Source organism: Ferrimonas marina (genome assembly GCF_900129905.1).
Lineage (GTDB): Bacteria > Pseudomonadota > Gammaproteobacteria > Enterobacterales > Shewanellaceae > Ferrimonas > Ferrimonas marina.
On the sequence record NZ_FQXG01000008.1, the window covers coordinates 12,152 to 25,450 of the forward strand.

12 protein-coding genes are annotated in these 13,299 nt (G+C 63.1%); 8 read left to right on the plus strand and 4 right to left on the minus strand.

The genetic code is table 11. The features are described from left to right. Positions 1 to 156 precede the first annotated feature (156 nt). Positions 157 to 1,530: an L-serine ammonia-lyase gene (locus BUC04_RS18235; RefSeq protein WP_067660341.1), complete on the minus strand. Its 1,374-nt coding sequence runs from the start codon at positions 1,528 to 1,530 to the stop codon at positions 157 to 159. A gap of 97 nt (positions 1,531 to 1,627) precedes the next feature. On the opposite strand from BUC04_RS18235, the gene nagZ reads away from it, so the two are divergent. From nagZ to BUC04_RS18250, 3 genes are all read left to right on the plus strand, one after another. Beyond that, on the plus strand, positions 1,628 to 2,635 hold the full coding sequence (gene nagZ / locus BUC04_RS18240; RefSeq protein WP_067660339.1) for a beta-N-acetylhexosaminidase: 1,008 nt from the start codon (positions 1,628 to 1,630) through the stop codon (positions 2,633 to 2,635). 31 nt (positions 2,636 to 2,666) lie between these two features. Further along, on the plus strand, positions 2,667 to 3,212 hold the full coding sequence (gene ycfP, locus BUC04_RS18245; protein WP_067660336.1) for an alpha/beta hydrolase YcfP: 546 nt from the start codon (positions 2,667 to 2,669) through the stop codon (positions 3,210 to 3,212). Between the two features lie 336 nt (positions 3,213 to 3,548). After that, the gene (locus BUC04_RS18250) at positions 3,549 to 3,821 is read left to right on the plus strand and encodes an acylphosphatase (protein WP_067660333.1); all 273 of its coding nucleotides are present in this window, start codon (positions 3,549 to 3,551) and stop codon (positions 3,819 to 3,821) included. Here the strand turns inward: BUC04_RS18250 and BUC04_RS18255 are convergent. Genes BUC04_RS18255 through BUC04_RS18265 form a run of 3 tightly spaced genes read right to left on the minus strand, consistent with a single transcriptional unit; the run spans position 3,811 to position 8,880 of the window. Further along, positions 3,811 to 4,782: a CsiV family protein gene (locus tag BUC04_RS18255; protein WP_067660330.1), complete on the minus strand. Its 972-nt coding sequence runs from the start codon at positions 4,780 to 4,782 to the stop codon at positions 3,811 to 3,813. The genes BUC04_RS18250 and BUC04_RS18255 overlap by 11 nt on opposite strands. A gap of 18 nt (positions 4,783 to 4,800) precedes the next feature. Then, positions 4,801 to 8,250, minus strand: a complete 3,450-nt coding sequence (mfd, locus tag BUC04_RS18260) for a transcription-repair coupling factor (protein ID WP_067660327.1) — start codon at positions 8,248 to 8,250, stop codon at positions 4,801 to 4,803. A 57-nt stretch (positions 8,251 to 8,307) separates the two neighbouring features. Beyond that, a complete protein-coding gene (locus BUC04_RS18265; RefSeq protein WP_067660324.1) occupies positions 8,308 to 8,880 on the minus strand; it encodes a hypothetical protein in 573 nt (190 codons plus the stop codon). Positions 8,881 to 8,950: 70 nt separating this feature from the next. Between BUC04_RS18265 and BUC04_RS18270 the strand changes: the two genes are divergently transcribed. The 5 genes from BUC04_RS18270 to BUC04_RS18290 all read left to right on the plus strand — a co-directional run bounded on the left by BUC04_RS18270 (position 8,951) and on the right by BUC04_RS18290 (position 13,042). Beyond that, positions 8,951 to 10,165 (plus strand): lipoprotein-releasing ABC transporter permease subunit, encoded by a 1,215-nt coding sequence (locus BUC04_RS18270; protein ID WP_067660321.1) that lies wholly within the window; start codon positions 8,951 to 8,953, stop codon positions 10,163 to 10,165. Next, on the plus strand, positions 10,158 to 10,847 hold the full coding sequence (gene lolD / locus BUC04_RS18275; RefSeq protein WP_067660318.1) for a lipoprotein-releasing ABC transporter ATP-binding protein LolD: 690 nt from the start codon (positions 10,158 to 10,160) through the stop codon (positions 10,845 to 10,847). Before BUC04_RS18270 ends, lolD begins: the two co-directional genes overlap by 8 nt. Next, entirely contained in the window at positions 10,840 to 12,078 is a 1,239-nt protein-coding gene (gene lolE / locus BUC04_RS18280) for a lipoprotein-releasing ABC transporter permease subunit LolE (RefSeq protein ID WP_067660314.1), read from the plus strand. Before lolD ends, lolE begins: the two co-directional genes overlap by 8 nt. Positions 12,079 to 12,159: 81 nt before the next feature. Continuing rightward, entirely contained in the window at positions 12,160 to 12,441 is a 282-nt protein-coding gene (gene ppiC / locus BUC04_RS18285) for a peptidylprolyl isomerase PpiC (RefSeq protein ID WP_067660311.1), read from the plus strand. Between the two features lie 19 nt (positions 12,442 to 12,460). Next, positions 12,461 to 13,042: a sugar O-acetyltransferase gene (locus BUC04_RS18290; RefSeq protein ID WP_067660307.1), complete on the plus strand. Its 582-nt coding sequence runs from the start codon at positions 12,461 to 12,463 to the stop codon at positions 13,040 to 13,042. Positions 13,043 to 13,299: the final 257 nt, after the last annotated feature.

Here is a 13,299-nt window from a genome sequence, read left to right on the forward strand (position 1 = left end):
CTAGCACCTAGCACCTAGCACCTAGCACCTAGCACCTAGCACCTAGCACCTAGCACCTAGCACCTAGCACCTAGCACCTAGCACCTAGCACCTAGTACCAAAACGACAAAGGCCGGGAAACCCCGGCCTTTTTGTATTTTTTGCAGGCTCAGCCCACTAACACTCGACGATGTTGACCGCTAGGCCGCCCTTGGCGGTCTCTTTGTATTTGGAGCGCATGTCCATGCCGGTGTCCCACATGGTCTTGATCACCTTATCCAGCGAGACCTTGTGCATGCCATCCCCCCGCAACGCCAGACGGGAGGCGTTGATCGCCTTGACCGCGCCCATGGCGTTACGTTCGATGCAGGGCACCTGAACCAGTCCTCCGACCGGGTCACAGGTCAGCCCCAGGTTGTGTTCCATGCCGATCTCGGCGGCGTTTTCCACGTTCATCACGGTGCCACCGAGGATCTCGGTCAGTGCGCCGGCTGCCATGGAGCAGGCGACCCCCACCTCACCCTGGCAGCCCACCTCGGCACCGGAGATGGAGGCGTTCTTCTTGTACAGGATGCCGATGGCGGCAGCGGTAAGCAGGTAGCGGGTGCAGGTGTCCCGATCCACCGGCTGGATAAAGCGGTCGAAGTAGCACAGCACGGCGGGGATGATGCCGGCGGCACCGTTGGTGGGAGCGGTGACCACCCGCCCTCCGGCGGCGTTTTCTTCGTTGACCGCCAGGGCAAACAGGTTGACCCAGTCCATGGCGTTGAGCGGATCGTTGCTGGTCCGCCCCTCCGCCTGCAGGCGACGGTACAGGGCCGGGGCGCGGCGACGCAGCTTGAGTCCACCGTGGAGGATCCCCTCGCTGCGACAGCCACGATCAACGCAGGCCTTCATGGTCTGCCAGATGGTCCACAACTCGTCCTGGATCTGCTCATCGCTGCGTAGCACCCGCTCGTTGGCCAGCATCAGTGAGGAGATGGACAGGCCATGCTCGGTGCACAGCTCGGTGAGCTCGGCAGCAGTATCGAAGGGGTAAGGCTGGGGCTGGGTGATTTGGTTGATCGCCTCGTCGCGCTGGATCTCCTCCTCATCCAGCACAAAGCCGCCACCGATGGAGAAATAGGTGCGGGCGTAGAGCAGGGTGCCGCGGCTGTAGGCGCGGATCTGCATGGCGTTGGCGTGCTCCGGCAGGGATTTGCGGCGGTGGTAGGTGATCCCATCCTTGCGGGTCAGTGCCACCTCGTGCTCGCCGCCCAGGCGCAGGGCTTGCTGCTCTGAGACTTCGGCCAGTTTGGCTTCCACCGTGTCGGGATCGCAATGCTCGGGCTCCTCGCCCAGTAGGCCCAGTACCACGGCCTTGCCGGTGCCGTGGCCCTTGCCGGTTTGGCCGAGGGAGCCAAACAGCTCCACCCGAACCTCGGTGACCGCCGCCAGTTTATCGCTGTGGCGGAGGTCGTCGATAAAGCGGTTAGCGGCCCGCATCGGTCCCACGGTGTGGGAGCTGGAGGGGCCGATACCGATACTGAACATGTCGAAAACGCTGATCATTTTACGTCCTTGCGGTTGCGCCTTGTCGTGTCTGCTTGCTGCAGGATGGTACACTAGGGCCACAGCCGACCCAACCCATTTGCCAGGAGTGGAATCAATGGGACCCATCATGGCGGATCTCGCCGGCACCGAGTTAACGGATCTCGACCGGGCTCTACTGGACTGTTCAAGTTTAGGCGGCCTGATCCTCTTTACCCGAAACTTCGACAACGTCTCTCAACTGATCCAACTGATTGAATCGGTTCGCGCCCGCCGGCCTGAACTGTTGCTGGCGGTGGACCACGAAGGTGGCCGGGTACAGCGTTTTCATGGCGAGTTCACCCGTCTGCCCAGCCCCGGACATCTGCTGCGCCACGCCGATGGCGCCCTGAGCCAGGCGGCGGAATGGGCCGCCGAGATGGGCTGGCTGATGGCGGCGGAGCTGAGAGCGGTGGACATCGATTTCAGTTTTGCCCCGGTGATGGACCTGGACATCTGTTCGGACGTGATTGGACTGCGCGCCTTCTCAGCGGATCCCGACGCGGTCACCAGCCTGGCCCAAGCCTACATCGAGGGGATGGCCGAGGCGGGGATGGCCAGTGTGGGTAAACACTTTCCCGGCCATGGCAGCGTTAAGGCGGACAGCCATTTTGAGGCGCCGGTGGACCCGAGGCCATTGGCCCAGCTTGAAGCCCTGGACCTGGTACCCTTCCGCGCCCTGAGCGGGCAGTTGGATGGGGTGATGCCGGGCCATGTGAGCTACCCTGAAATCGATTCACAGCCTGCAGGCTATAGCCGCATCTGGCTGCAACAGATCTTGCGTGAGTCGATGGCCTTTGATGGGGTGATCTTCTCCGATGACCTGGGGATGACCGGGGCTGCTACCGCTGGTGATCTGGCCCAACGGGCCCAGCAGGCCCTGGCGGCGGGTTGCGATATTGCATTGATCTGCAACCAGGGCGCGGAAGCGCTGAAGGTGGCCCAGTCGATGTCGGCCTGGAGCTCGGTGCCGGAGTCGGTACAGGGTCTGGCCGGCCGTCCGGCCCTGACCGGCCGGGAGCTGCGGGACCTGCCGCGCTGGCGCCAGGCGGTGGAACTGGCGGAGGTGCTGTCGCAACCCTGTTAAGGCGCAGCAACGGATGAGATAGGAGCGAAGGATGATTCTCTATTTGCATGGTTTCGATGCCACCAGTCCGGGCAACCACGAGAAGGTGATGCAGCTGCAGTTCATCGATGACGATGTGCGCTTTCTCAGCTACTCCACCTTGCACCCCAAGCATGACATGCAGCACCTGCTCAAAGAGGTGGATAAGCAGCTCAAGCTCAGCGACGATCCCAATCCCTTGATCGTCGGTGTGGGGCTGGGTGGTTATTGGTCGGAGCGTGTCGGCTTCCTCTGTGGGATCCGTTCGGTGCTGTTCAATCCGAACCTGTGGCCGGAGCACAACATGGAGGGCAAGATCGACCGGCCTGAGGAGTACGCCGACATCGCCACCAAGTGCGTCAGCCAGTTCCGCGAGAAGAACCAGGGCAAGGCGGTATGTGTGCTGGCCAAGCAGGACGATGTGCTGGATACCCAACGGATTGCCGACACACTCAGCCCCTTCTACTCGGTGGTTTGGGATGAGCAGCAGGGCCATAAGTTTGCCTCGATCAGTGCACACCTCTCGATGATTAAAACGTTCAAAGACTCAGTGTCTTGAACTTGATTCGCCTGTCTTTTATTTGGTAACTTTTGCGCATTGACGCCCTGCGTCCCCCGCCTCAGCGAGCGGACATTACCGCTTGCCAGTTGCGCTTAGTGCCCCCGGATTTGGGCATGCAGTTACCGAGGTGCACCCAGGCAGCCGTGCCCCATTGCCGGCTGCCTTTTTTGTCTCCGGGGCCTCATCCCACCTTGTCGGCTATCCCTGAAGCCAGATTCCACTATCTTTAGCTAGAGGGCGGACAGACAGGCGCCGCTGGACTGTTGCGTTGTTATTCGCTAAAAAAGATCAATAGGTTACTAATGCAGCAACCCTCATTTGGAGCAGCTCAGGATGAAGAGTGTGGTGGCAAGGGTATCAGGACGGGTTCAGGGAGTCTGGTTTCGGGCATCGGCACAGCAAACCGCGCGTAAGCTCGGTGTCACCGGTTATGCCCGGAATCTGTCGGATGGCAGTGTGGAGATCCTGGCTCAAGGGGGCGATCGGGCAGTGGATGCCTTGATTGACTGGGCCAATGTCGGCCCGGAACAGGCCACCGTCGAAGACGTTCTGGTGAACGAGTACGACGGTGACGAGCTCTATCTGGAGTTCGAGATCAGCGACTGAGCGCGGTCTCGCTCTCCTCTGACGGTGGCTGCGGTTGCTCCATCCGGCGTATCTGCACCACCAGCCCAAGCTGCGGGTGGTCGAAGTAGTGGATCTCCCGGCTGCGCACCCGACGGCTCTGATCCAGGCTGATGGTGTACAGGTAGGGCTCGATGGTAGGGGCCAGTGCCTCACTGTCCGCATCGGGCTCAGTGGGCAGGGCGTCAAACAGTACCTGCTCGGTTTGCTCTTCGGTGGCGACCTGCCGCTCTCCCTCCACCCGCAGATCCAGTCGGCTTTCGATAAACAGGAAGTGGTCAAGGTAGATCCTCAACCAGCCATCCAGTTGCCAGACCGGATCCTGGCTCTCACCCTCCGGCAACAGGTTACTGAACAGCGGCAGGCGGTAGAGGTTTTCCTCCTGTTCGGTTAACAGGTGGCCATCGCGACCATAGCGATCGCCGTAGTTGCGACCGGCATAAAGCTCGAACGGCTGAGCGGCTCGACGGCCGTATACCGGCATCTGCCAGCCGGTGTGCAGCAGCAGGGTCTTGCCCTGGCGGCTGAGCTGCTGGGCCGCCCCTTCAAACTCCAGCATGGAGCGGGGCAACAGGTAGGCCTCCCCCTCCAGCGCATCCCCAAGCTCTTCGGCATAGGCCTGGATCGGTAACTGGGTCGGCCAGTTCGGCGTCGGCGGTTGCTCCCGGGCCTCGCAGCCGGCGGCATCCAGCAACCACTCTTCCGTGCTGCAACGGTTCAGTGCCAGCTCAAGCTGGCTGACGTCCGGCAACCAGGTTGGCCCCAGCAGATCCAGCCCTGCTGTCGGTGCGGCGGGTTGGTTATCGTCGCTCCAGTGCTCGCTGGAGGCATCGGCGCGGCTGAACACCAGCAGCTCCACCTCAAACCAGGTCGGGTCTTCAGCCTGGACCGGCATCGCCAGGGCGGTCAGGGCGGCCAGGGTAGTTCGAATTAGGGCGTTCACTCTCTCGTGCACCTCGTACTAAAGATCGGCGGCAAACTGGCTGAGCCAGTGCTCGATGGCTTGCAGGCGAGCGGCTGCCGCGTCTGTCTCTTGATTGAATCGTAATTTGGTCGGCCCGTCCATCTTAAGTGCCTTGGGATGGGACTGCAGTAGGGAAATCAAGGTGCTGGCTTCCACCGGGGTGTGTTCGCTGAAGTCGAAGCTGCCTCCTTTGGCGTTGGCTTCAATGCGGCGAATGCCCAGCTTGTTGGCTTTCAGCTTGAGCTTGGCCAGGGCCAGCAGGTTTTCCGCGGCCTCCGGCAGCCGGCCGAAGCGGTCCACCAGTTCCACCTTGGCCTGCAGCAGGCTGTCTTCATCCCGGCAGGAGGCCACCTGCTTGTAGATCGCCAGGCGGGTGTTGACGTGGGGGATGTAGTCCTCCGGCAGCAGGGCGGGGATCCTCAGCTCCAGCTCGGTCTGCTCCTCCAGCAGCTGATCCAGCGACGGCTGATGGCCCTGGCGCAATGCCTCTACCGTTTGCTCCAGCATCTCCATGTAGAGGCTGAAACCGATCTTGGCGATGTGACCACTCTGCTCATCTCCCAAAAGCTCGCCCGCGCCCCGGATCTCCAAATCCTGGGTGGCCAGCATGAAGCCGGCGCCCAGATCCTCGAGTTGTTCGATCGCCTCCAGACGCTTTTGCGCGTCCTTGGTCAGTCGCTTACCCGGGGTTAGCAGGTAGGCGTAGGCCTGGTGGTGCGAGCGGCCGACCCGGCCACGCAACTGGTGCAGCTGGGCCAGGCCGAACTTGTCGGCCCGCTCAATCAGGATGGTGTTGGCGTTGGGGATGTCGATGCCGGTCTCAATGATGGTGGTGCACACCAGCAGGTTGAAGCGACCGTGGTGGAAATCGCTCATCACCTGTTCCAGCTGGCGCTCCCGCATCTGGCCATGGGCCACGGCGACGCGGGCCTCCGGCACCAGCGCGGCCAAGTCCTCGGCGCACTTGTCGATGGTCTCAACGCTGTTGTGCAGGTAGTAGACCTGGCCACCGCGGAGGATCTCCCGCATCAGGGCCTCGCGCACCAGGGCGGCGTCGTTGGGACGCACGAAGGTCTTCACCGACAGCCGGCGCTTGGGTGCGGTGGCGATGATGGAGAGATCGCGCATGCCGCTCATGGCCATGTTGAGGGTACGGGGGATCGGGGTGGCGGTCAGGGTGAGGATATCCACCTCGGCCCGCAGTGCCTTGATCTTCTCCTTCTGGCGGACGCCGAAGCGGTGCTCCTCGTCCACCACCAGCAGGCCGAGATCGGTGAACTTGATGTCGCTTTGCAGCAGCTTGTGGGTACCGATGATGATGTCGATCTTACCCTCGGCCAGATCCGCCATCGCCTTCTTCTGTTCGCTGGCGGATTTGAAGCGGGACATCACCTCGATCCGCACCGGCCAGTCGGCAAAGCGGTCACGGAAGTTGTCATAGTGCTGTTGGGCCAGCAGCGTAGTGGGCACCAACACCGCCACCTGCTTGCCACCATGCACGGCGACAAAGGCGGCGCGCATCGCCACCTCGGTCTTGCCAAAGCCCACGTCGCCACAGACCAATCGGTCCATGGCAGTGCCGGTTTGCATGTCGCGCAGCACCGCATCGATGGCGTTGGCCTGGTCAACGGTCTCCTCAAACGGGAAGGCGGCACAGAAGCGCTGGTACTCGATACTGTCCAGACCGAAGCGGTAGCCGGGCTTGGCCTCGCGCTGGGCGTAGATCTCCAGCAGCTCGGCGGCCACGTCGCGAACCTTCTCCGCGGCCTTGCGGCGGGCCTTCTCCCAGGCTTCGGAGCCCAGCTTGTTGAGCACCACCGAGGCGTCTTCGCCGCCACTGTAGCGGCTGATCATGTGCAGTGCGCTGACCGGCACATAGAGCTTGGAACCGGTGGAGTACTCCAGCATCAGGAACTCGGCGGTCATGCCACCGGCATCCAGGGTTTCCAGCCCCAGGTAGCGGCCGATGCCGTGCTTGAGGTGCACTACCGGCTGGCCCACCTTGAGCTCAGCCAGGTTGCGGATCAGGGTATCGGAGCTGACCCCGCGGCGCTGACGCTGGCGTCGGCCTTGACGCACCCGTCCACCCAGCAGCTCCTCCTCGCCCACCAGGGCGATCCCCTCCTGCTCCAGCAGCACCGACTGCTCCAGTGGCGCGACGATCACCCCCAGCGAGGCGTCGCCCTGGACAAAGGTCTGCCAGTGGTCAAACTCCGGCAGCTCCAATTGCAGCGGACGCACCAGCTCCAGCAGCGCCTCCCGGCGCCCTTCTGATTCCACCATGAACAGGGTGCGGGGCCATTTGGCCAGCTGCTGGCGCAGCGGAGCCAGCGGCTCCTTGAGCTGGTGATTGATCTCGAAATCGGTCAGGGGCGCGACCGCTGCCCGGGCGTCCTTGCTGATCTCTGAGGTCGCGGCCTCGATGGCGATGCGGCCATGGGGCTTGATGGCGGCAAACAGCTCCTCGTCCCGCAGGAACAATGCCTCCGGGGCCAGCAGCGGCCGCAGTGGGTCAACCCGCTGGTTGTCGTAGCGGGCGTGGGCGTCAGTCAGGTAGCGCTGACTGGCTTCCTGGATGGCACCGACGGTGATCAGCTGCACCTGCTCCGGCAGGTAATCGAATACCGTGGCGGTGCTGTCGAAGAACAACGGCAGGTAGCTCTCAACCCCACCGGGCAGGATCCCCTTGCTGACCTGCTGGTACAGCGACTCCGCCTCGTTGCTGATGCGCTCAAAGGTGTGACGGTAGTTGGCGCGGAAACGCTCGATGCCGACCTCGTCGGTGGGAAACTCCCGGGCCGGCAGCAGGGCGATGCGCTCGATGCCGCCCTCGGAGCGTTGGGTATCCGGGTCAAAGGGGCGGATGCTCTCCAGTTCGTCGTCGAACAGGTCGAGTCGCAGTGGCTGGCTGGCCCCCATGGGGAAGAGATCGACGATGGCACCACGGATGGCGTACTCACCGTGCTCGTAGACCTGCTCCACGTGGTGGTAGCCGGCCTGAGTGAGGTTGCGGCGCAGCGCCTCGGTGTCGAGGGTCTGGCCCTGCTCAAACACCAGCACGTTGCCGGCGACATAGTCCACCGGACAGAGCCGGGTCAGGGCCGTGGGCACCGGCAGGATCAACACCCCGCACTTGAGCGAGGGCAGGGCACTGAGGGCCTGGAGTCGCTGAGAGACAATATCCTGGTGGGGTGAGAAGCTGTCGTAGGGCAGGGTCTCCCGGTCCGGGAACAGCTGCACCGGATAGTCGGCGTGGCTGAGGTAGCCCAGCTCCTGCTCCAAATGCAGGGCGGTGGGAGTATCCTCGGTCAGGATCACGGTGAGGCCCGGGGATTGACGGATCAGTTGGTCTACCGTCAGGGCGCGGGCGGCGCCACTTAAGCCGGTCAGACGTTTGCGACTGCCGGGGCCCAGGCTCGGTGGGCTCAATGGGGAAAAACGGCTCATGCTGCGTTCCGTAACGATGCCGGTGGGTGTCCGGCCGGTCTTTAGTGTAGGTTGGGATCAGGAGCCGGCGCGCTGCTGCGCGCGTTGACGCAGATGGCGCTGCTGAACCAGCAGGCTGGCTCGCACCAGACGCTCCTGGTCGGCTTCCAGGATGGCACTGAAGTGGATCTCTGCCACCATGCCCAGCTCGTTGGGGCTGCACTGTTGCACCTCGCCATGGGCGTAAGCTGCCACCTGCTCCTTGGGCAGAAACAGGCGCATCGCCAGCGCCGTCCCCTGGGGCAGGGGTTCGGGCACCACCACACTGACGCCGGAGCCGCCAAAGCGCAGCCCCTGGGCACGCCAGCGGGCGTTGGGGTCCTGGGCCAGTTGGTGCTGAAGCACCAGATCGATCTTCTGCGACTGCAGGGTCAGGTACTCGGCCAACCCCTGGGCATGCTGCTCCAGTCCCTTGAGCAGTGGCAGGCAGTGCTGTTCAAGGTCACTGACCTGGCTCATCAACTGGAAGGCGCTGGGCATGCTGGCGCGCAACGCCTCGGGCTCCAGCCACAGGCGATCCGGCTCGATGGGGTCGAGCAGCACCTCAAACTGGCTGGCAACACTGAAAAAGGCGTCGTCGGACTGCGCCATGGAATGTCCTTGTGGGTGTTTATGATTCTGATATTATCCGTGAACTTATGACTTTAGCCAACCTGCCTCTATGTTCTCTCAAGTACCGGTTCTGATCGGTCTTCGATATTGGCGCGCCCGCAAAGACACGCGATTTGTCTCCTTTATCACCCTGTTCTCCGTGTTGGGGATCACCATCGGGGTGGCAGCCCTGATCATCGTCAGTTCGGTGATGAACGGACTGGAGGGGCGCCTCAAGGGACAGATCCTCGGGTCTGTGCCCCAGGTGGTGGTGGAAGCCGCAGAGGCGGACGCCGCCCAGGTGGCACAGCAGCTGTCTGTCTTGCCCCGGGTTAAGGCCCAGGTGCCTATCCTGGCCACCGAAGCGATGGTGATGCGCGGTCGCGAGATGGGCGGTGTGCAGTTACTGGGGATCGACCCTGTGGTCGAGGCGGACCACTCCACCATTGCCGACGCCATGATCCAGGGTGAGTATCGTGCTTTGCAAGGGGGCCAGTATGGCCTGTTGCTGGGGGCTCAACTGGCGGCCCGGCTTGGCGTCTACACCGGCGACAGCGTCCGGGTAATTGCCGCCGAAGGGGCCCGCTATACCCCACTGGGCCGGGTGCCCAGCCAGCGTAACTTTACCGTCCAGGGGATCTTCAGCCTGGGCTCCGAGGTGGACCAAAGCCTGGCCCTGATCCACATCGATGATGCCGAACGGCTGCTGCGCCAGAAGCCCGGTATCCGCCTGTACCTGGAGGATGCCTTCGATGCACCCCGGATCAGTGCTGCCCTGGCGCAATCCTGGCGTGACTGGGACCAGCCGCCGGGGATCAGCGACTGGCGTAGCCAGTATGGTCAGCTGTTTGCCGCAGTGAAGATGGAGAAGCGGATGATGTCGCTGCTGCTGGGGCTGATCATCGCCGTGGCAGCCTTCAACATCGTTTCGGCACTGGTGATGATGGTGACCGATAAGACCGCCGACGTGGCCATCCTTAAGACCCAGGGGCTGGGTCGAACTAAGGTGATGGGGATCTTCGCCGTGCAGGGGATGAGCAGCTCGGTACTGGGCACGTTGTTGGGCCTGGCGTTAGGCCTGCTGCTGGCGCTCAATCTTCAGCCGGTGCTGGACCTGTTGGGGATCTGGCTGCTGCCGCCGGGTCAGCCGCTGCCGGTGATCATCGATTTTGAGCAGGTTGCCCTGGTGGTGTTCGGCGCCCTGGGTTTGAGTTTTCTGGCCACTTTGTATCCCGCCTGGCGGGCATCCCATGTCAATCCCGCGGAGGTTCTGCGTTATGAGTAAGCCGTTGTTACAGTGCCAGTCGTTGGGCAAAGCCTACCGTGATGGTCGGCAGGAGACCCGGGTACTGTCGGGGCTGAACCTGGCGGTGATGCCGGGGGAGCTGGTGGCGATCGTGGGCAGTTCCGGCTCCGGCAAGAGCACCCTACTGCACCTGCTGGGCACCCTGGACTTCCCCACTGAGGGGGAGGTGCTGTTCCAGGGCCAGGCACTGTCCACCCTGTCAGAGCGGGAGCGCAATCGGCTGCGCAATGAGCAGCTGGGCTTTGTCTACCAGTTCCATCACCTGCTGCCGGAGTTCAGCGCCCTGGAGAACGTGGCGATGCCGCAGCTGATTGCCGGCAAGGGCAAGGGCGCCGCCCGGGAGCGGGCGGCGGCACTGCTGGAGCGGGTCGGTCTGGGTCATCGTCTGGAACACCGGCCCGGCGAGCTGTCCGGCGGTGAGCGCCAGCGGGTGGCCATCGCCCGGGCCCTGGCGAACCAGCCGGCACTGGTGCTGGCGGATGAGCCCACTGGTAACCTGGATGAACACACCGCCGAGGAGGTGTACCAGCTGCTGCGCGAGTTGGCGGCAGAGCAGGGCACCGCTTTCGTGGTGGTGACCCACGACCGGGCACTGGCGGCGCGACTGGATCGCCAGATGGAGATGCGTGCCGGCCACCTGGAGCAGGTGGGCCATGAGTAAACCCCTGGCGCTGCAGATCGGCTGGCGCTTTCTGCGCACCCGCACCAGCAACGGCTTTGTCTCCTTTATCTCGCTCTCCTCGGTGGTGGGGATCACCCTGGGGGTTGCGGTACTGATCCTGGTGCTGTCGGCGATGAACGGCTTCGAGCGGGAGCTGAGAGACCGTCTGTTGGCGGTGGTGCCCCACGGTGAGCTGGTGGCGATGGACGGCAACCTGGAGGGCTGGCCGGAGCTGGTGGCCGATGCCGCCTCAGAGCCTGGCGTTGAGGCCGCTGCTCCCTTTGTGTTGATCGAGGGCTTGCTGCAACGGGGCGACGTGATGAAGCCGGTTTCCCTGCGCGGGGTGCTGCCCCAATGGGAGCGTCAGGTTTCTGCGGCGGCCCAGTTTATGGACGAGGCTGCCTGGCAGAGCCTGGAGCAGGATGAGCCGGTGTTGGTGCTGGGCCAGGCCCTGGCCCAAAGCCTGTCGGTGTCGGTGGGTGACCGGGTCTCATTATTGATGCCGTCGGCGGGCGACAACCCCTTAAGCGCCCCCCGCAACGTGGTGTTTACCGTCAGCGGGCTGTTTGACCTGGGCGGCGAGATCGACCGTACCGCCGCCTTCACCAACATGGCCCGCGCCGCCGATATTGCTGGCCTGACTGCCGGAGCAAGCGGGGTGCGGATCAAGGTGACCGATCTGTTCGAGGCCCAGCAGCTGGTGCACAACATCGGCTACCGCCAGGCCCAGTACCTGCTGCTGTCCAATTGGACCCGCACCCAGGGCCACCTCTACAGCGATATCCAGCTGGTGCGGATGCTGACCTACCTGGTGCTGGTGTTGGTGGTGGCGGTGGCCAGTTTCAACATTATCTGCTCGCTGGTGATGTCGGTCCGGGACAAGCAGGCGGAGATCGCTATTCTGCGCACCATGGGGATGAGCCGGGGCGGGATCCTGGCCAGCTTTATGGTTCAGGGGGCCGCCACCGGGGCCTTTGGCTGTCTGCTGGGGGCCATTATCGGCTCCTTACTGGCCTGGAAGCTGTCGGATCTGATGGCCTGGATTGAATCCGCCCTGGGCATCAACTTCCTTTCCGGCGATGTGTACTTCATCGACTTCCTGCCCTCCCAGCTGATTTGGCAGGATGTGGTGAGCGTCTCCCTGCTGGCCTTTGTAGTCACCCTGATCGCCACCTGGTACCCGGCCTGGCAGGCCAGCCGCCTGCACCCGGCCCAGGCGCTGCAGCGCTAAACTTGCCCCAAGCCGCCACTGGGCAATGCCCCGGTGGCGGTGATACACTGCGCCGCCCTCAATTTCCTGTCGGAGAGTCCCATGGCCCGCACTGTCGCCGCCCTGCATATCCTGGTCAAACACGAAGCCAAGGCCCAGGAGCTGCTCAAGCAGCTCGACAAAGGCGCCAACTTTCAAACCCTGGCAAAGAAGCACTCCACCTGTCCCTCGGGCAAAAAAGGTGGCAGCCTGGGCGAGTTTCGCAAGGGCGACATGGTCGGTCCGTTCGACAAGGCGGTGTTCACCGGCCCCATCCTCAAGCCCATCGGCCCGGTGAAGACCAAGTTTGGTTACCACCTGATCAAGGTGTTGTACCGCACCTGAGGCGATGAGGCACAGCGCGATGACCGAATACGAAAAGATGATCTCCGGCCTGCCCTTTGACGGTGGCGATGAGAGCATCACCACCTTACGCGACCGCGCTTTCTCTTTGCAGCACCAGATCGCGCACTGCGCCAGCTTTGACGCAACCCAACCGCTGTTTCGTGCCCTGCTGGGGGCGGTGGGGGAGGGGAGCTTAATCCGGACACCGTTTTCCTGTGAGTTTGGCCAGACCATCAGCATCGGCCGTAACACCTTCCTCAACACCGGTGTGGTGATGCTCGATGGCGCGCCCATCAGCCTGGGGGACAACGTGATGGTGGGGCCCAGCGTCCAGTTTTACAGCGCCTCCCATTCGCTCAATCACCTTGAGCGACGCCAGTGGCAGACAATCTGCCAACCTATCCGGGTGGAGAACGATGCCTGGATTGGCGGCAACGCGGTGATCAACCAGGGGGTAACCATCGGTGCCCGCGCCATCGTAGCGGCCAACTCGGTGGTCAATCGGGATGTGCCAGCGGATTGCCTGGTGGGTGGTGCCCCGGCCCGGGTGCTAAAGCGCCTGGATGGCACCGAATCCGTGGACGGACACGAGCGGGGCTGAACCGCATCGGCACTTATTGTCTCGTGATGTGTGCTTAACCCGGTTATATCGACTCCAGCCCAAGGGGCTGGCTCCCCCAATCCAATCGCTTCGCACAGAATCCGCATTGACTGCGCCCATGCGTCACTTCGAATTTTTCATTCTCAGCGGGCCAGGCCACCCACCGCTTCGACCAGGCTATCCGTTGTGCTGGCTTTACCGCTGAGCCGGGTTCCGTATTAGGCCTGGACGCTCGTAAAGTCACGGCAAGCGGGCAT

Bases quoted from the DNA above. Each gene is read 5' to 3' on its own strand.
- BUC04_RS18235 (WP_067660341.1), bottom strand. From the start codon at position 1,530: ATGATCAGCGTTTTCGACATGTTCAGTATCGGTATCGGCCCCTCCAGC.
- nagZ (WP_067660339.1), top strand. From the start codon at position 1,628: ATGGGACCCATCATGGCGGATCTCGCCGGCACCGAGTTAACGGATCTC.
- ycfP (WP_067660336.1), top strand. From the start codon at position 2,667: ATGATTCTCTATTTGCATGGTTTCGATGCCACCAGTCCGGGCAACCAC.
- BUC04_RS18250 (WP_067660333.1), top strand. From the start codon at position 3,549: ATGAAGAGTGTGGTGGCAAGGGTATCAGGACGGGTTCAGGGAGTCTGG.
- mfd (WP_067660327.1), bottom strand. From the start codon at position 8,250: ATGAGCCGTTTTTCCCCATTGAGCCCACCGAGCCTGGGCCCCGGCAGT.
- BUC04_RS18265 (WP_067660324.1), bottom strand. From the start codon at position 8,880: ATGGCGCAGTCCGACGACGCCTTTTTCAGTGTTGCCAGCCAGTTTGAG.
- BUC04_RS18270 (WP_067660321.1), top strand. From the start codon at position 8,951: ATGTTCTCTCAAGTACCGGTTCTGATCGGTCTTCGATATTGGCGCGCC.
- lolD (WP_067660318.1), top strand. From the start codon at position 10,158: ATGAGTAAGCCGTTGTTACAGTGCCAGTCGTTGGGCAAAGCCTACCGT.
- lolE (WP_067660314.1), top strand. From the start codon at position 10,840: ATGAGTAAACCCCTGGCGCTGCAGATCGGCTGGCGCTTTCTGCGCACC.
- ppiC (WP_067660311.1), top strand. From the start codon at position 12,160: ATGGCCCGCACTGTCGCCGCCCTGCATATCCTGGTCAAACACGAAGCC.
- BUC04_RS18290 (WP_067660307.1), top strand. From the start codon at position 12,461: ATGACCGAATACGAAAAGATGATCTCCGGCCTGCCCTTTGACGGTGGC.